The following is an 18492-nucleotide window of genomic DNA, read 5'->3' as shown; positions in this document are numbered from 1 at the left end:
TCAATATTGTTGTTAACAAATTAATTAACAGCTTCCTGTTTCTTAATTATATCCTCCAATACGTCAATAATGATGCCACAGCCTTCTTTTATTTCTTCTTCAGAAATGGTGAGGGGAGGAGTTATTCTCACCGCTTTTTTCTCAAATAAAAGCCAGAAAAGAATAAGATTTTTATCTTTACATTTTAAGATTAACTGGTTCGCGATTTCCTCTGAAGGTGTAATGACAGCAAGCATTAAGCCCATTCCTCTTACTTCTGAAATTAGCGGATGCACCAGCAATTTTCTGAATAATTTTTCTTTTTCCAGGCTTTCTGACATTAAGTCTGATGAAGTGATTTCTTTTAATGTAGCTAAAGCTGAAGCAGCAATTACAGGATTTCCCCCAAAGGTAGTGATATGTCCCATTTTTGGATTGTCAGAAAGGCTATCCATCATTTTAGCTGAAGCCGAAAAAGCGCCAATTGGCATTCCGCCGCCCATTCCTTTGCCTAAAGCAACAATATCTGGCACCATATCAAAATTCTGAAATCCAAAGAGTTTTCCTGTTCTGCCGAAGCCTGGCTGGATTTCATCTAAAATCAATAAGGCACCAACTTCTTCACAACGTTGTTTGATCTTTTTTAAATAATTATTTTTTGGAAGTATAAACCCGGCACCACCCTGTATACTTTCCAGGATTACTGCCGCGGTTTTTTCGGTAATCTTTTCTAAATCTTTCTCTTCGTTAAACTGAATAAAAGAAATTCCACCTAAAAGAGGTCTAAACGGTTTTTGGCGTTCTTCGTAATCCATTAAGCTTAAGGAGCCCATGGTATTGCCGTGATAAGCCTGGTGAGCTGCAATAATTTCAGCTCTTCCAGTGTAACGCCGTGCAAGTTTTAAAGCACCTTCAATAGCTTCGGTACCCGAATTGGTGAGATAAGTTTTTTCCAAAGGTTTAGGGAATTGTTCTGCCAGTAACCTGGTTAATTCAACGGCGGGTTGCTGGGCGTATTCTCCATAAACCATAACGTGTAGGTACTTTTCGGCTTGTTCCTTTATTGCCTTTACCACTTTTGGATGACAATGTCCCAAACTACAAGCTGAAACCCCTGCTACAAAATCCAGGTGCTTTTTTCCATCTGTGGTAAAAATGTAGGAACCCTTGGCCGATTCCACTTCCAAACCTAAAGGATGGGGAGTGGTTTGTGCCTGGTATCTCAGGAAATCTTTATTCATCTTTTTGATCTTCTTCAGCTTCAGGATTAGCTTTATTTTCTTGCTCTGTAGCTTTAATCATTTCCTGTTGCTTCTTTAATTGAGGGATAGAATCTCTTAGCCTATTTTGTAATTCTTCGGCTTCAGTTTTAGCTGCATTTTCTTCATCTCCGTTTTCAGTATTAATTAACTGCTGTGCATCTTTTAGCTGCGGAATACTATCTTTTGCCCTGTTTTGAAGGTCTTCGGGTTTTAATCTTGATTTATCGTTAAGCAGCATATCGTCTCCTTCTTCGCGTTCATCAAAAAACGCTTCATCTTCTTCCGGCAACGGGATTCCTTCAATCTTAACCAATTCGGGCACCGGTTTGCCTTTAAACAAATCTTCTTTTGTAAGTAATCGCTCATCACCCCGCCAGTTAAAGCCAATCAATTCCCGAACATTTAGGGGAAAATCTTCTTCCGGGGTTAAATTACCATCAACATTCTGGTAGTAATAAATATCTTCAATTTCCCGTTCTTCAAAAAGGATTTTAATTGAACTGGAGAGGGTTTTGTTAATCCCAATAAGTTCCTGGTCGCTATTACGACTGTAATAAAGGGTTTCGGTATTTTTATTAATATCTACCTGATATAGCTCATTGTCTTCAAATAATCCTACCAGGTCCATTCCTTTTACCTGGTTGTATCCATCTATAGTATCTTTTTGAATAAGAAAAGCATTGTTAAAAACCCGCATAGAATCAAGCTGTTCGGTTTTGGTGTTGCTTTGCAAATGAATAGTGTCTCCGGTCATTTGGCTAAGACCGCTCCACAGCACGGGACTTCGGCGTTTAGTGACCGAAGTAACCGGGCCGCTGGTAATATTGATCATTTTGGTTAGACCGGTTTGCTGATTTATATGTACCGAATCACTCTTCCCGCTCATATCGCTTTTGAAAAGTCTAACATCATAAAATCCGCGAATTATTCGTTTTTCAGGTTTTCCGGTGATCATTATGGTATCACCGTGAATAAACAATGAATCCCTATCCTGAACGCTGGCTGCAACTGCTCTTTTAGTAATAAAAACCGAATCTTTATCCCGAAAAACTTCAGCATAATGCCCTGTGACCACACTCTCGTTAATGGTGTCTATCACTTCAATATTATTCGTAGCAGAAGCAAAATTGGTATTCCGGTTAAAATACATGCTATCGCCTTTAACCGTTCTGTTTTCGTAATCTATTTTTGAATTTTTTACAAAATAACCGGTATCGCCCCTGGTATCATAAAAGCCACGTTCACAATAAACAGTGCTGGTTTCACTTTCTATGGTTGAAGGGCCATACAGATATGCGTGGCCGGTTTCGCCATAAAAATCAAGTTGTTCTGAATTGATGATGTATTCGGGATTGGTAAGCACTACATCTGAAACAAAAGAATATTTATCATCTTCCATAAAATACCGGCCAATATTACTGGTAATAACCCCGCCGGTGTCAATTACTTTACCACCGCTCCTGTAATAGGCCTGTTGTTTTAGCCGGTCAAAGAAAAGACTGTCAGATTCCAGGGTGGTTTGCGGGCGCTTCATCACCACCTCACCACTGGCGAAGGCAAACTGGGAGTTTCCGTTATATTCCGCATAATTACTATTTAATTTTACGGTATCGCCCTGTTGCATTCTCACATTGCCAAAAGCCCTGAAGAAGTTTTCATCTTTATAATGAATGGCGAGATCGCACCAAACCTCTATACCTTCGTGCTTAAAATATACCTGGTTTTCTACTTTACTTAAAACAAATGCACCGGGATATTTTTCATCCTGAATATTCCTATCGGCCCTATAGTCAATTTCTTTTGCTTCCTGCGCCTGGATTAAAGCTGGAAAAACGAAAAAGGCAAATACTATAAAAAGATTGAATTTTTTCAAGGTGAAAATTTTTTCAAAAGTAATTAAAATTCTGCCATCCATAATGGTAATTGTCGTAAGTCCGTAATCAGATTTTATAATGGAATAACGCAAAAAAGAATTTTTATTAAATCTTTAATTGCAAAAATTCCAATGCTTAATAAAGTTCATAAGGTTTAAGGTGTTTCCATTTTTTTATTTAGAAAACTTTAACTCTAATACAAAAACCGTTGCCGGAATTACTGCGTAAGTATAGGAAACAACTAAAAATTAAATTATGGAAAAACCACGTATTAAGGTTGATGCAGTTTCTGTGAAGCCGGTAAACAACAGTAAATCACGAAGAAGATTTCTAAAAATGGGAGGACTTGCTATGGCAGGTTCAGGATTATTACTTTATGGATGTAGTAACGATGACGACGTTAATAACCCGGAACCTATGCCAGGAGAAGTTTTTGACCTGGGTAGTGGCGATGTGGGTATTTTAAATTATGCTTACGCGCTGGAGCAACTGGAAGCTGCATTTTATACCAACGTATTAGATGGTTCTTACTGGGCCGGAGCGACTGCTGAGGAGAAATTGATTCTGGAAGATCTCTATGACCACGAGGTAATTCATCGAGAATTCTTTAAAGCTGCAATTAATGCAAATGCTGAAGCCAACCAGGTTTTACCAGAACTTGAATTTGATTTTAGCGGTGTAAATTTTGCCGACAGGGATTCTGTACTGGCTACAGCCCGTGTCCTGGAAGATACCGGCGTGGCAGCATACAATGGAGCAGGTAGATTACTGCAAACACCAGATTTTTTAGTAATTGCCGGAAAAATAGTTTCGGTAGAAGCAAGACATGCGGCTACTATAAGGTCTATATATCTTGAAAACGATACCGCTTTCGCAGGGGATGATATTATTGATAGTAATGGTTTAGATCTCGCCAAAGATCCGCAAACCATTCTTAGCGAAGTGGGAGCTACGGGCTTTGTAGTGACCCCGTTTACCGCTAATAACTTACCTCAATAAGTATTAATCAACTTAAAAACAATATTATGAATATTATAAAATTTTTAGATGAATTTACTTCGGAAGACCTTATCAAAAAGTCTTCTTCAAGAAGAGAAATGCTTGGTAGCTTAGGGAATTTAGGGAAAAAGGCGGCTATGGTAGCTGTACCTTTTGGTCTTGCTTCAACTTCCGGAAAGGCATTTGCGCAAAGTGGTGGCAATGATGCTATAGGAGCATTGCAACTGGCACTTATCTTAGAATATCTTGAAGCTGAATTCTATATAAAAGCATTAGATTCTGGAGTATTACCAAGTGGCGGAAGAGCGGAAGCGGTATATAACCAAATATCAAAACACGAATCTGCTCATGTTGAGTTTCTAAAGGCAGGTTTGGGTGACAACTCAGTAGATTCACCAGAATTCGATTTTACTGCTGGCGGAGCTTTCGATCCATTTAATCCAAATAATGATATGGCTTACGCTCAATTATTAGCCTTAGCCCAGGCGTTTGAAGATACCGGCGTGAGAGCCTATAAGGGACAGGCGACAAATTTAATGGGTACCGAATTTTTAACCCCAGCATTGCAAATACATTCTGTAGAAGCAAGGCATGCATCTGAAATAAGAAGGTTAAGAGCAGATGTTTTAGGTGATAATACTAACGAGAATGCACTTGGTTGGATCACTTTAAACAATCGCGGACCGGGAATGCCGGAAGCAACGCAGGCTGTATACGATGGAGAAGAGAATGTAGTACAGGGTGGAGTAAATCTGGTTGATGCTACAGGATTTAGCGCCGAAGCGGTATCACAATCTTACGATGAGCCAATAAGCGGAGAAGTAGCCCAGCAAATCGCGGGTTTATTTATTGTTTCATAAGTATAATTGGCTCAATTCTAATTTTTTGTTATTAAGAATTTTGTGCTAAAAAAAGCCGTTTCAACTGAAACGGCTTTTTAAATTTATAATTGCTTTTTTATTAGCGCTCTATAGTTTGAGTTCTGTCTGGCCCTACAGAAACCACTTTAATAGGTATTTCCAGTTCTTTTTCCAGAAATTCCACATACTCATTAAATTCTTTCGGAAGTTCATTAGCCTTCGTCATCCCTGTAAGATCTGCTGCCCAACCTTTAATTTCGGTATAAACGGGTGTTACATTTTCTGCTTCAATATTATAGGGTAAATGCTGAATTTTCTTTCCCTTATAATTATAGGCAGTACATACTTTTAGGGTTTTAAAGCCGCTAAGCACATCACCTTTCATCATAATTAACTGGGTGATTCCATTTACCTGAACCGCATATTTTAAAGCTACTAAATCCAGCCAGCCACATCTACGAGCCCGACCGGTGGTTGCACCAAATTCGTTACCAACCCGTCCCATAGTTTCACCGTCTTCATCAAAAAGCTCGGTAGGGAAGGGGCCGCTTCCAACGCGGGTGGTATATGCTTTAAAAATCCCGTAAGCTTCCCCAATTTTATTTGGAGCCACACCAAGACCTGTACAGGCACCTGCAGCAGTAGTGGTAGAAGAAGTTACAAAAGGATAGGTCCCAAAATCTATATCGAGTAAAGATCCCTGGGCACCTTCAGCCAGAATAGTTTTTCCTTGTTTTTGCGCTTCGTGCAAATAAGCTTCACTATCTATAAAAGTTAGTGACTTAAGCGTTTTAACCGCATTAAAAAATTCCTTTTCCAATTCGGCAAGATCATATTGAACATCTACATCGTAGAATTTGATCATTTTTTCGTGCTTATCGGCCAGGGTTCTGTATTTTTCCTTCCAGTTAGAAAGTTCTAAATCTCCTACACGAATTCCGTTTCTTCCGGTTTTATCCATATAAGTAGGACCAATACCTTTTAGGGTAGAACCAATTTTGGCCTTTCCTTTAGAAGCTTCAGAAGCAGCATCTAAAAGCCTGTGGGTAGGCAAAATTAAATGTGCTTTTCGTGAAATAAGAAGTTTAGATATGTAATCTATATTATGTTTGCTAAGGTTGTCCAGCTCCTTTTTAAAAATTACGGGATCTATCACAACACCGTTACCTACAAGGTTGATGGTTTCATCGTGAAAAATTCCTGAAGGAATAGTATGTAATACGTGTTTCTGGCCGTCAAATTCCAGAGTGTGGCCTGCGTTTGGCCCGCCCTGAAATCTGGCAATAATATCGTATTTAGAAGTGAGTACATCAACAATTTTTCCTTTGCCTTCGTCACCCCATTGGAGACCGAGTAGTAAATCTACCGCCATTGAAATCTTAAGTTAATTAGTTGTTTTTTTGTTGCCGTAAAAATATAAAGAATGTTTGGTTATTTCTATATCAAACACTTCTTCGATAGTTTTTTTAATAGATTGAATACGCGGGTCGCAGAATTCTATTACTTCACCGGTATCGGTAAGAATAACATGGTCGTGCTGCCGGTCAAAATATGATTTCTCATACTGAGACTGGTTTTGTCCGAACTGGTGCTTTCTTACAAGTCCGCATTCCAGTAATAATTCTATGGTATTATAGAGGGTGGCACGACTTACCCGGTATTTTTTATTCTTCATTTTAATGTAGAGTGATTCTATATCAAAATGATCGTCGTTATTGTAGATTTCCTGAAGTATTGCAAAACGTTCGGGGGTTTTTCTATGCCCTTTTTCTTCCAAATACTTGGTAAAAACGTTTTTAACTACTGCCTGATCGTTCTTATTTACAACTTTTTTGCTCATAGTTCTTTGTACCTTACAAAGGTATGGGATTATTCACGGCTAACCTTATCGATCCCGTTAATTTTTTTGAGTCGGTTCATGATTTTTGTAAGTATCGCATTGTTCTTAACCCTTAGGGTAATTTGCCCGCTAAAAACGCCGTCTATACTTTCAAAATTAATCTTCTGCATATTCACATTCAGGTTACTGGAAATTTCCCGGGTTATCTCACTTACCAGGCCTAAATTGTCAATTCCGGTTAGTTTCACTACGGCTTTAAAGTCTTGCTGAGAAGAATCTATCCATTTGGCAGGAATAATTCTATAGGCATAATTACTTTGAAGCTGAAGCGCATTAGGGCAGTTTTTCTTATGAACTTTAATACCATCGTTTACCGTTACAAAACCAAAAACCTGGTCTCCCGGAATTGGGTTGCAACAATTCGCCAATTTATATTCTAAAGTTTCATCTTCATCGCGTCCAAAAACAAGCTGGTCGTATTTTGAAGTTATTTCATCTTTATTAAGATCTTCCGCAATAACCGGTTTTTTGATCTTTCGCTTAATATAACTTACCAGGGCGTTGCTTCTGGATGCAGCAAATTCTTTAAGTTTTTGGTTATCAATTTTGCCAATTCCAACGCGATAAAATAAATCCAGGCTGGTTTTTAGGTTAAAATGAACCACCAGCTCGTTAATTATTTTCTCGTTAAACGGAATTTTTTGAGCCCTTAATTTTCGGGTAAGAATTGCTTTTCCTTCTTCTGCTATTTCCCTTTTTTCGTCTTTTAGAGAAGATTTTATCTTAGCTCGAGCCCTTGCTGTTGTAGCATAATCCAGCCAGTTAACATTGGGTTGTGCATTTTCTGAAGTAATTATTTCTACCTGGTCTCCGCTTTTTAACTCGTGGCTTAAAGGCACCAGTTTATTGTTAACCCGGGCACCACGTGTTTTTAAACCTATTTCAGTATGTATACTAAAGGCGAAATCTAAAGGAGTAGAGCCTTTTGGTAAAGATTTTAAATCTCCCTGTGGTGTAAATACAAATATTTCTTTTGAATAAAGATTCAGCTTAAACTGCTCTACAAAATCTACGGCATTTACATCGGGATTTTCCAGGGCTTCCTGAAGCCGGTTTAACCATTCTTCTATTCCGTGATCATCCTGAGTATCGCCCTGCTTGTATTTATAATGAGCTGCGTAACCTTTTTCTGCAATCTCATTCATTCGCTGACTTCTAATTTGAACTTCTACCCAGCGACCTTTTGGCCCCATAACGGTAATATGCAGCGCTTCATAACCGGTAGATTTAGGCGAAGAAATCCAATCTCGAAGCCGGGTTGGGTTTGGTCTAAAATGATCGGTTACTATTGAATAAATTTTCCAGGCGAGAAATTTTTCGTTGGCCTGGTCACTCTTATAAATAATTCTAATGGCAAATTTATCGTAAACCTCGTCAAAGCTTACATTCTGAGCTTTCATTTTACGATGAATGGAGTAAATAGATTTAGGTCTACCTTTAATATCGTAGTCAAAATTTTCCTGTGTGAGGGAATCTTCAATTACTTTAGAAAACTCCCTGATATAAGCATCCTGTTCTTCTTTACTTTCTTTTATTTTGGTGTGAATCTCGTGGTACACCTCAGGTTCTGTATATTTTAAACCAAGGTCTTCCAGTTCGGTTTTAATATTATAAAGTCCTATTCGGTGGGCTAGCGGGGCATAAATATAAAGGGTTTCTGAAGCAATTTTTTCCTGTTTATCCCGCCTCATAGCATCCATAGTTTGCATATTGTGCAATCTATCGGCTATTTTGATAATAATCACCCGAATATCATCATTCAGGGTAAGCAGCATTTTCCGAAAATTTTCGGCTTGCAGCGAAACATCCTTGTCTTTCTTTAAACTCGAAATTTTTGTGAGTCCGTCTACGATAGTCGCTACGGTTTCTCCAAACATTTCCTGAATATCTTTAAGCGTATATTGGGTATCTTCTACTACATCGTGTAAAAGTGCGGCGATAATAGAAGTGGCATCCAATCCAATTTCTGAAGCTACAATTTTTGCCACCGCAATTGGATGAAAAATATAAGCTTCGCCAGATTTTCTACGTTGATCTTTGTGGGCATCTACAGCGGTATCAAAAGCCTTTCTAATTTGCTTTTTATCATCGTCACTTAAACTACGGTAACTTATGCGCAGCAGTTCTTTATATTGCCGCGCAATTTGCTTGTTTTCTTTTTCTATAGCTGCTTCTGTCATAATTTAAAAGTACAATTAAGTAGGTAAAGAAACAACTACACACCTCGCTTTAAGTTTCTGAATCTTTGTAGAAGTGTAGGATGCGAATAATGCATAAAAACATAAGCTTTATGCGGAGTAAGATTACTCAGGCTGTTTTTAGTAAGTTTTTTTAAGCTTGAAATTAACGGCGCGGCACCATAGGTGTTCTTCGCATAATTATCTGCCTGGTATTCAAACTTTCGGGATAAATAATTCATTAATAATCCTGTAATTTCTGAAATTGGGCTGTATAAAATTCCAAAAGCTATCAAACCAGTATGAAAACTGGGTTCTTCTACACCCAACGCTTGTGATAGGGCAGGGCTACCTACAAATAACGAAAGCAACCACAATGTAAAGCCTGTGGTTAAAATTGAAGCCAGTAAATTCACAATAATATGGTTCTTTTTATAATGCCCAACCTCGTGTGCCAATACCGCCACAATTTCCTCTTCTTCCAAATCTTTTACCAAAGTATCAAAAAGTGTAATACGTTTTTCCTTACCAAAGCCCGAAAAATAAGCATTGGCTTTTGTACTTCTTTTAGAACCATCTATGATAAAAATATTATCGAGGGTAAACCCAACACTTTTGGCGTAGGTTTCAATTTTTGTTCGCAAAGAACCTTCTTCCAATGGGCTTTGCTTATTGAACAAAGGCACAATAAGTTTTGCATAAAACATATTGATAAATATGGAAAATACAGCTACGAGAATCCAGGCATACCACCAGAAATCATTACCCGCAAATTGATAAAACCAAACGATAAGCGCAAGAATTCCGCCGCCGAGGATAATCATCATAAACCAGCCTTTAATTTTATCCAGGAAAAAAGTCTTTTTCGTGGTTTTATTAAAACCGTATTTTTCTTCTATCACAAAAGTGCTGTACCAGGAGAACGGTGTGGTGAGAATATCGCTGCCAATCATTATTATTCCGAAGAAAATAAGGGCAACCAATATTGCATTATCGGTGAAATTTCTCGCAATGTCATCTACCCAGGCAAATCCGTCAAAAATAATAAACCCTAAAGTGAGCAATACTGAAAAAGTGGAGGTAATAATTCCAAAACGGTAACGTTCCTTTTTATAGCGCTGAGATTTTTCGTATTCATCCTTGTTGTAAACATCACTGAGTTCCTGCGGAATTGGATCATCAAAGTGTTTTGCGTTTAAAGTATCCAGGATTTTATCGATAATAAAATCGATAATTATAATGGCAATGATGATATAAAATAGGGTTTGGGGATTCAAAGGTTTTTAATTTTATGCTGAATTATATTTACTAAGCTCGGTGTTTGTGTTCTAAAAACCACGCTGTCTTTTAGCTTCAAAAATAAGTATTCCAGCTGCAACAGAAACATTCATAGAATCAATTTCACCGCTCATAGGAATAATAATATTTTGCGTGGAATTTTCGCGCCATTCTTCGCTTAATCCGGTTGCTTCAGTTCCCACCACAATTGCTGCAGATTTTGTAAAATCGATGTTGTGGTATGGTTTTGACGCTTGCAAAGCTGCTGCGTAGATAGAAATATTATTTTCCTTTAAAAAATCAATAATTTCTGAAGTACTCCCGGTAGCAATTTGGTTGGTGAAGACACAACCCACGCTGGAGCGGATGATATTTGGATTATAAAGATCGGTTTTTGGGTTTGCTATAAAAACAGCATCTACTTTTGCGGCATCGGCAGTTCTTAAAATAGCACCTATATTTCCCGGTTTTTCTGGAGCTTCAGCCACAAGAATTAAGGGGTTTTTAGTTTCAAATTTAATACTGCGAAGATTATTTTCTTTAGTTTTAAAAATGGCTAAAACACCTTCAGTACTGCTTCTATAAGCCAGTTTTTCATAAACTTCCGAAGAAATTTCAGTTACTTGAAATTCATCTGAAGTAAATTCCTGAATTTTCTCAAAACTTATTGAATCGGGGCAAAAATAAATTGCCTTTAGTTCAAATTCGCCCTTTAAAGCCAATTCGATTTCCCGTTGGCCTTCTACCATAAAAACGCCTTCTTTCCGGCGAAGCCGGGATTTTTCCTGTAATTGAAGTAGGTGTTTTACCTCCTTATTTTGTGTACTGCTAATTTGCTTAACCATAGGTGTAAAAATAGGGAGTTTAAACCTATTGCAAAGAAAAAGAGGTTAACAAAATACCTGCTTAGATATAGTTGCTAACCTCTTTAATATATTTAAATTTTTTATTTACTGGCGCTCTCGTATTTTTCCATATAACGCTGGTAAAGTTCGGTTTGGTGAGTTTCCAAACTTACTTCTCTGCCCTGGATAAAAGCGTGGGTTAAAATATTTCCGCGCATATCTAAGGCATCACCTTCGCTAATAAATAAAGTGGCATCTTTTCCTTTTTCTAAAGTGCCCACCATATCATCTATTCCAAGAATTTTAGCAGTATTAGAAGTAATTAATTTTAAAGCTTCTTCTTTACCCAATCCGTAAGCACCGGCAGTTCCTGCATAGAAAGGTAAGTTTCTGGTATTCATCCGCTCCATACTTCCGCTGCTTTCCAGGGCTACTAAAACACCTTTATTATGAAGAATTCCGGCTAATTTATATGGAAAATCATAATCGTGATCTTCACTGTTTGGCTGATCGTGCGGACGCTGAACCAAAACAGGAATGTTATTCTCTTTAAGTTCTTCAATAGCTTTATGAGCCTCATAACCACCAACAATTACTAAATGTTCTATTTCCTGTTTTTGTTTAAAATCTATTACATCCAGTATTTCTTTTTTTCCGTCTACGTGAATAAAAACACGTTTTTCTCCGCTAAAAACGTTTTTCATCGCATTGTAAGCAAGATTGGTTTTTTCGCTGTTTCCTTCCAAATAAGCTTTTGCAGAAGCAAAAAATTCTTCCAACTCCAAAAGTTCTTCCTGGTAATCATCGCTGGGTTTAATCCCGGGATCTTCCCCGGCCCACCAACGGCCACGGGTAAAACTGCTTGGCCAATTTATGTGAAGCCCATCATCCTCCTTAATAACCGCATCTTCCCAGTTCCAGGCATCAAATTGTACAATAGAAGAAGTGCCGGAAATTCTACCGCCTCTTGGTACAATTTGCCCCATTAAAACCCCGTTTGGACGCATACTTTCTACCAGCTTACTTTCAGCATTATAAGCGATTATACTTCTAATATGAGGAAGCATGGATCCTATCTCATCTTCATCATCGGTAGCACGAACTGCATCAATTTCTACTAAACCTAAAGTGGCGTTGGGTGCTATAAATCCCGGGTAAGCGTGTTTTCCTTTGGCTTCAATAATACGGCCGCGATATTGCATTTTTGTAGCAGTGGCATCCATCACCTGGGTGATTTTTCCGTCTTCAAAAATAATTAAACTATTTTCTATTATTTCACCATTTCCTAAGTGCGCGGTGGCACCAACTATGGTAATTGCTTCGGTTTGTTTAGAAGCAGGTGTTTGCTGCGCAAAAGAATTTCCTATACAGGTAAATAGTGCGAGTAGTACTAAATATTTCATCTTCATTTTTTCTTTTTAATGGATTTCTTCCAGGGTATTACAATGGATATGTTGTTCTTCTTTCTTCGTTACCGGTTGTGTTTTTAGGCCTTTATTTTTAGCCTCCAACATTTGGGTAATTAATTCACTTCTTTGCTGCTGAATTTCTTCTCGCAACTTTTTATCTCTCTCAATATCAAAGAAAACTTTTCCCTGAATTAAAGTTTTTTCGGCTTTGGCGTAAATCGATAATGGATTATCTGACCATAGAACCAAATCTGCGTCTTTTCCTGTTTTTACACTTCCAACGCGATCATCTATATGCAATAATTTTGCCGGATTCAAGGTTACAAATTTCCAGGCTTCTTCTTCAGAAACTCCACCGTATTTTACAGATTTTGCTGCTTCCTGGTTTAATCTTCTGCTCATTTCGGCATCATCACTATTAATTGCAGTTACTATTCCCTGGCTATGCATAATTGGTGCATTAAAAGGAATGGCATCATTAACCTCATATTTATAAGCCCACCAGTCTGAAAAAGTAGAACCGCCTGCGCCGTGCTCCTTCATTTTATCGGCCACTTTATAACCTTCTAAAATATGCGTGAACGTATTAATTCTGAAATCAAAATTCTCAGCAACTTTCATCAACATATTAATTTCGCTTTGAACATAGGAGTGCGCTGAAACAAAGCGTTCACTATTAATAATCTCCAGGAGGGTTTCCATTTCCAGGTCCTTTCTAAAGTCTTTATCGTTTTGTTTTGCCTTTTCATATTCTTTTGCACGGGTAAAATAATCGGTAAAAACCTGTTCTACACCCATCCTGGTTTGTGGAAACCTGGAACGGCTTCCCCAGTTAGACTGCTTTACGTTCTCACCCAATGCGAATTTTATAAATTTAGGGGAGTTTTCAAAGATCATATCTTCAGCATCTTCACCCCATTTTAACCTTAAAATCGCAGAACGGCCGCCAATTGGATTTGCCGATCCGTGTAAAAGCTGTACGGTAGTTACCCCGCCAGCAAGGTTGCGATAAATATTCATATCTGTGGGATCTACCACATCTTCCATAGTAACTTCTGCAGTAGAGTTGTGGCCGGCCTCGTTAATGGCAGAAGCCGCAATATGTGAATGCTCGTCTATAATTCCTGAAGTTAGATGTTTTCCTGTGGCATCTATGACTTTGGCATTTCCGGCGCTAAGGTTCTTTCCAATCCTGGAAATTTCCCCGTTTTTCACCAAAACATCGGTATTTTCTAAAATTCCTTCTGCTTCGTTTGTCCAGACTGTTGCGTTTTTAAAAAGAATAGTTTCTTCTTTAGGCATTTCTGAAAATCCGTAAGCTTTATTCGGAAAACTTACCGGCATAATTTCGCGAATATCTTCCTCTTTATCTTCTCCGTTTTCTTCTTCGTCTTCTTCCGCTGCAGCAGTTTCATTTGAAGCTTTCCTGGTCGCTGAGAAATCAGTTTCTGAACCATCGCTTAAATAAGCCGTACCAGAAATTTGTTCTTTATTTTCGTCGGTTTTGGCCACTAAACGGGTGAAACCTGTTTTAGTAGTATCGGCAGGAGAAAGCAATAAATTCATCCAATTATCAGAAAAACTAAGTTTTGCCCCCAATTTTGTATCTCCAGATTTTACACTTGCCTTTGGAGCTTCGGGTTTTCCTGAAATCTTTAATTCATACGTTTTTCCTTCTAAATTAAGATCGTAGGTTCCGGTAATATCTGTAGTGTTCATTTTATTGATCACTATTTTTTCGCCCTGGATCCAGTTTTCAAAAACACTGGTTTCTTTATCAAAATAATCTCCTGAAGTGATTATAAAGTTTGCCCACGCGCCTTCTTTTAAAGTTCCCAGGCGATTTTCCTCGCCAAGAATTTTTGCAGGGGTAGTGGTTAAGGCAGCAAGCGCATCTTCTTTACTTAATCCATAAGAAACTGCTTTTAGTAAATTATTTCTGAAATCTTTTTCAGCCTCAAGGTTGTGGGCGGTTATGGTAAACGGAATTTCATTTTCGGCAAGCATTTTAAGGTTAGCCGGGGCCTGGTTCCAGGTTTTCATTTCTTCCAGCGTTACATGTTCGGCCAAAAAAGGATTTTCTACATCGTAAGCATCGGGAAAATTAAGCGGAACAATAAATGTGCTTCCGGTTTCCTTTATTTCCTTAAGACGCTGATATTCTTTTCCGTCTCCCAGGATCACATAATTCACATTGAATTCGTTACCTATTTTTCCGGCTCTTAAAGCATCCAGTAGATTATCTGTTGCGAAAATTTGAGTCAGATTTTTATTTCGGTTTAAAGCTTCTAAAGCTAAATCTTTGTTGTTAGATTTTCCTTTTCCGTACCATTCAGCATCTAAATAAGTCTGCCGAATTAATGCCATTGCACCCATTGTGGAGGTCGGATAAGACTGTCGGGACAGTTTACTTTTATCAAAAGAAAGGTATTGTGCCGAGCGATCTTTTAAAATGCGATCACCTTCGGTGCCGCCGGGGTTTAAAGCTACCAACATCCCGGTACCGCGAATAATCCCATCTGGAACGTGTGTATTTACGGCGCCAAACCCTGCTTTATGGAAGGAAGTTACCGTTTTTTCATCATAATTAAAGTGTTGTACCGCATCGGTTTCTGGCCTTATATGGTCGTTCCAGTAATACCCTTCCCGGTTCGCATCATATTGTGGCTGGCCGTTCCCGTTACTCGCTTCTTTGGGTTCTTTTACTCCAAAACTGCTGTAAAGATCAATAAAGGAAGGGTAAACTTCTTTCCCTTTTAAATCTATAACAATGCTGTTTTGTGGTTCGTTAACCGATTTGCCAATGGCAGTAATTTTGCCATCTTTTACCACGAACCTTCCGTTTTCTATTGTTTGCTGCGGACTTACGTGAATTTTTGCATTTTTAAATACCGTGTAATTGGTTTGTGGATTTTTTACCCCGTCGTTTTTGGGGAAGTACTCCTGGGCGTTGCTTTGCAAACTGACCAGAAATACCAGACATAGTAAAAGTCTTATTTTCATAAATTGTAGCTGAATTAAATGTGGCTTAGAAATTAAAGGCGGTAAATTAAGAAAATTATAACAAAGCCGAAATTGGTTTTCGTACTATGTGAGAATTTATTTTTCTTACTAGCTATTTCATAAATTATTAGGTTAAAGTCTATTCTTTTCTTCTGAAAAATAATTCACCAAAAGTGCTACCACATAACTATAGCTTTTCATTCCATCGGCCTGGTTATTTACAATTAAAAACCGATTGTAAAATGCCTGAAATATGGGTTCAAAAGGATTTTGATGCGCCAACCAGAATTCTTCTACTTCCCGGTAGTTTTCTAAAATACCCGGATTCATTTTTGCCTTTAAAGTTTTAAACTTTTCAGGATCCCTTCGGTATAATTCATTTAAACAATATCGCAAGGCAAAAGTATATCCTGAATACCGGAAATAAGCATCGGGATGATTCATGGTGCTAAGGCAGGCAATAAAATTAGCTTCATTCTCTTTTGCAAAACCCAGTTGATGTCCAATTTCGTGACTGGCGGTAGTGGGGATTTTATAAGGCACAATTTGGGTATTTACCTGGGCTTCCCCGGTAAGTGGGTTCAAATAGCCGTTGAAGCCCATATAAGAAAGTGGAATACTATATAAAGAGCGTTTTAGCGATTCTCCTTTATAGGTAAGTTCAGGAAAATCTTTGCTGATATTGCTATAGCCTTCAATGGTTTTTTCAAAGATTTCATTCTTGGAATATGGAATTACCACGCTAACCGAATCGTTTTCCGTTAGTTGATTGTGGAGTTTGTTAGACTCAATAATTAATATTTCTGAAAGTTGATAAAGCTCTTCGGTGGTATAATCGTTTTCAATTTCTAAAGCTTCGTGAAGCGGTAAGCGGTAATAATTAAATCCCCAGAAAATATGGAAACAGGCATATACTACTGATAATATAGCAAGAACATCTATCACCCAAAAACGAGGGTTTCTAAATTTCTGATTAAAACGTCTTAGTAGCCAACGAATTATTAAAATTCCCAAGAACGTATATAAGAGATCGCCAAGAGAAAAAGGTAAAAATCCGTGCCCGTAGCGCATTAATTTTGAAAATTCAGGGTATAGAAATCGGCTGTACCAATTTTCTACCAGCTCGGGATGCCCGGCCAGGAAAAAGATAAAAATGATCTGCACGGGGAGCAGAAATGCTAAAATACAAAGTCCTTTTTTCTTCACTCGATAATCGAGATTTTATTCTCCGAGATCTGTCTCGAAATTAATAACATTATTTTCTATAATTGCTTCAAGAGCTTGCTACAGGGTAGTTTGCTTTTTAAAATTACAATTATTAGCAAAACACGGCTTAAAATTTTAAATAACTGTTCTTCATTTGGTTAAATAAGTTTTAAAAAGCCTGTAAATTTTCCTTCTTTGTTTATTACCAATACCTTTGTGAAAGACCAAAATATAAAACAATGAACGAAGAAATAAGGGAATTAGAGCCGAAAATCTTATGGAATAAATTTGCCGATCTAAACGAGGTACCACGACCTTCAAAAAAAGAAGAGCGGGTTATTGAGTTTATGAAAAACTTTGGAAACAAACTTAACCTGGAAACCCTGGTAGATGAAACCGGAAATGTGGTTATAAAAAAACCTGCTACTTCAGGGATGGAAGATAGAAAACCCATTGTATTGCAGGCCCATTTAGATATGGTGCACCAGAAAAATAACGATACCGATTTTGATTTTGAAACCAGCGGAATCAATATGTATGTAGATGGAGATTGGGTAAGAGCCAAAGGAACAACCCTGGGTGCCGATAATGGTCTGGGAGTTGCGAGTATGATGGCAATTTTAGAAAGTAACGATATTCAGCACCCTGCTCTTGAAGCTTTATTTACGATAGATGAAGAAACCGGAATGACCGGTGCAAAAGGTTTGGATTCTAATTTATTGGAAGGAGATATTCTTTTAAACCTGGATACCGAAGAAGATGATGAGATTGGGATTGGATGTGCCGGCGGCGTAGATATAACTGCGGTTAGGGATTATGAAGTAGAGCACACACCTGATAATTCGGTTGGTTACCAAATAAAAGTAAAAGGTTTGCAAGGCGGGCATTCTGGGATGGATATTATAAAAGGTCTGGCCAATGCCAATAAAATTATGGCACGTGTACTTTTTGATTCTAATCGGGATTTCGGTTTGCGCGTTTCCAGCATAAAAGGTGGCGGATTACGAAATGCCATTCCTCGTGAAAGCGAAGCTATTGTGGTGGTAGATAAATCTAATACCGAAACTTTTTTAACTGAAATTATTCAGCAGGTGCGTGAGATTAAAGCTGAATTTGCTTCTCTGGAACCTAATATGGATATTGAAATTTCTGAAACCGAAGTTCCAAACGAAGTAATGAAAGTGGAAGATCAGCAAGAAGTAGTTAAAGCAATTTCTGCAGCGCATAATGGAGTTTACAGAATGAGTCCTGATATTGAAGGTTTGGTTGAAGCTTCTAATAATATTGCCAGCGTAAAAGTTGGGGATGGAAAAGTGAAAATTAACTGTCTTACAAGATCATCGGTAGAATCTTCAAAAGATGATTTGGCCAATAGTTTGGAAGCAACCTTTGAGCTGGCGAAATTTAAGGTGAAATTATCTGGGGAATATCCGGGTTGGGCACCAAATCCTAATTCTGCAATTTTAAAAGTTGTAGATGGATTATATCAAAACCTGCATAATGAGAAAGCCGATGTTGCAGCCTGCCACGCTGGTTTGGAATGTGGAATAATTGGAAACCATTATCCTGAAATGGATATGATTTCTTTTGGGCCTACCATTAGAGGGGCACATTCACCTGATGAACGCGCAAGTATTTCCTCAGCCCAGAAGTACTGGAAATTTTTAATTGAAGTTTTAAAGAATATTCCGAAGAAATAA

At 38.0% G+C, this 18492-nt stretch carries 13 protein-coding genes; 3 read left to right on the top strand and 10 right to left on the bottom strand.

The features are described 5' to 3' along the window. Positions 1-20 precede the first annotated feature (20 nt). The gene (locus BM084_RS06015) at positions 21-1220 is read right to left on the bottom strand and encodes an aspartate aminotransferase family protein (RefSeq protein WP_093303622.1); all 1200 of its coding nucleotides are present in this window, start codon (positions 1218-1220) and stop codon (positions 21-23) included. Further along, positions 1213-3156 (bottom strand): OstA-like protein, encoded by a 1944-nt coding sequence (locus tag BM084_RS06010; RefSeq protein ID WP_093303757.1) that lies wholly within the window; start codon positions 3154-3156, stop codon positions 1213-1215. Before BM084_RS06010 ends, BM084_RS06015 begins: the two co-directional genes overlap by 8 nt. A 214-nt stretch (positions 3157-3370) precedes the next feature. Between BM084_RS06010 and BM084_RS06005 the strand changes: the two genes are divergently transcribed. Together BM084_RS06005 and BM084_RS06000 are read left to right on the top strand one after the other, a co-directional pair. Next, on the top strand, positions 3371-4114 hold the full coding sequence (locus BM084_RS06005) for a ferritin-like domain-containing protein (RefSeq protein ID WP_075327495.1): 744 nt from the start codon (positions 3371-3373) through the stop codon (positions 4112-4114). Between the two features lie 26 nt (positions 4115-4140). Beyond that, a complete protein-coding gene (locus BM084_RS06000) occupies positions 4141-4974 on the top strand; it encodes a ferritin-like domain-containing protein (protein WP_075327494.1) in 834 nt (277 codons plus the stop codon). A 100-nt stretch (positions 4975-5074) separates the two neighbouring features. Here the strand turns inward: BM084_RS06000 and BM084_RS05995 are convergent, their stop codons facing one another. The 8 genes from BM084_RS05995 to BM084_RS05960 form a co-directional block, all read right to left on the bottom strand. Further along, positions 5075-6346: an adenylosuccinate synthase gene (locus BM084_RS05995; RefSeq protein WP_093303619.1), complete on the bottom strand. Its 1272-nt coding sequence runs from the start codon at positions 6344-6346 to the stop codon at positions 5075-5077. Between the two features lie 12 nt (positions 6347-6358). Then, positions 6359-6814 (bottom strand): Fur family transcriptional regulator, encoded by a 456-nt coding sequence (locus tag BM084_RS05990; RefSeq protein ID WP_037315154.1) that lies wholly within the window; start codon positions 6812-6814, stop codon positions 6359-6361. 29 nt (positions 6815-6843) lie between these two features. Further along, complete coding sequence (locus BM084_RS05985; protein WP_093303616.1) at positions 6844-9054, bottom strand: RelA/SpoT family protein; 2211 nt, start codon at positions 9052-9054, stop codon at positions 6844-6846. A gap of 35 nt (positions 9055-9089) precedes the next feature. Then, positions 9090-10328, bottom strand: a complete 1239-nt coding sequence (locus BM084_RS05980) for a M48 family metallopeptidase (RefSeq protein WP_093303614.1) — start codon at positions 10326-10328, stop codon at positions 9090-9092. Between the two features lie 51 nt (positions 10329-10379). Continuing rightward, the gene (locus tag BM084_RS05975) at positions 10380-11174 is read right to left on the bottom strand and encodes a TrmH family RNA methyltransferase (protein ID WP_093303612.1); all 795 of its coding nucleotides are present in this window, start codon (positions 11172-11174) and stop codon (positions 10380-10382) included. A gap of 101 nt (positions 11175-11275) precedes the next feature. Next, positions 11276-12577 carry an amidohydrolase family protein gene (locus tag BM084_RS05970; RefSeq protein WP_177195666.1) on the bottom strand — a complete coding sequence of 434 codons (1302 nt, stop codon included), beginning with the start codon at positions 12575-12577 and terminating at the stop codon, positions 11276-11278. Between the two features lie 15 nt (positions 12578-12592). Further along, entirely contained in the window at positions 12593-15586 is a 2994-nt protein-coding gene (locus BM084_RS05965; RefSeq protein WP_093303607.1) for an amidohydrolase family protein, read from the bottom strand. A 132-nt stretch (positions 15587-15718) separates the two neighbouring features. After that, positions 15719-16792, bottom strand: a complete 1074-nt coding sequence (locus tag BM084_RS05960) for a DUF3810 domain-containing protein (RefSeq protein WP_075327488.1) — start codon at positions 16790-16792, stop codon at positions 15719-15721. Positions 16793-17031: 239 nt separating this feature from the next. Here BM084_RS05960 and BM084_RS05955 point away from each other — a divergent pair, with 239 nt between their 5' ends. After that, positions 17032-18492: an aminoacyl-histidine dipeptidase gene (locus BM084_RS05955; protein WP_075327487.1), complete on the top strand. Its 1461-nt coding sequence runs from the start codon at positions 17032-17034 to the stop codon at positions 18490-18492.

This window comes from Salegentibacter agarivorans, from assembly GCF_900113135.1.
Classification (GTDB): domain Bacteria; phylum Bacteroidota; class Bacteroidia; order Flavobacteriales; family Flavobacteriaceae; genus Salegentibacter; species Salegentibacter agarivorans.
The sequence above is the reverse complement of the archived record's forward strand: the minus strand, read 5'-3'. Positions and strand labels throughout refer to the sequence as shown.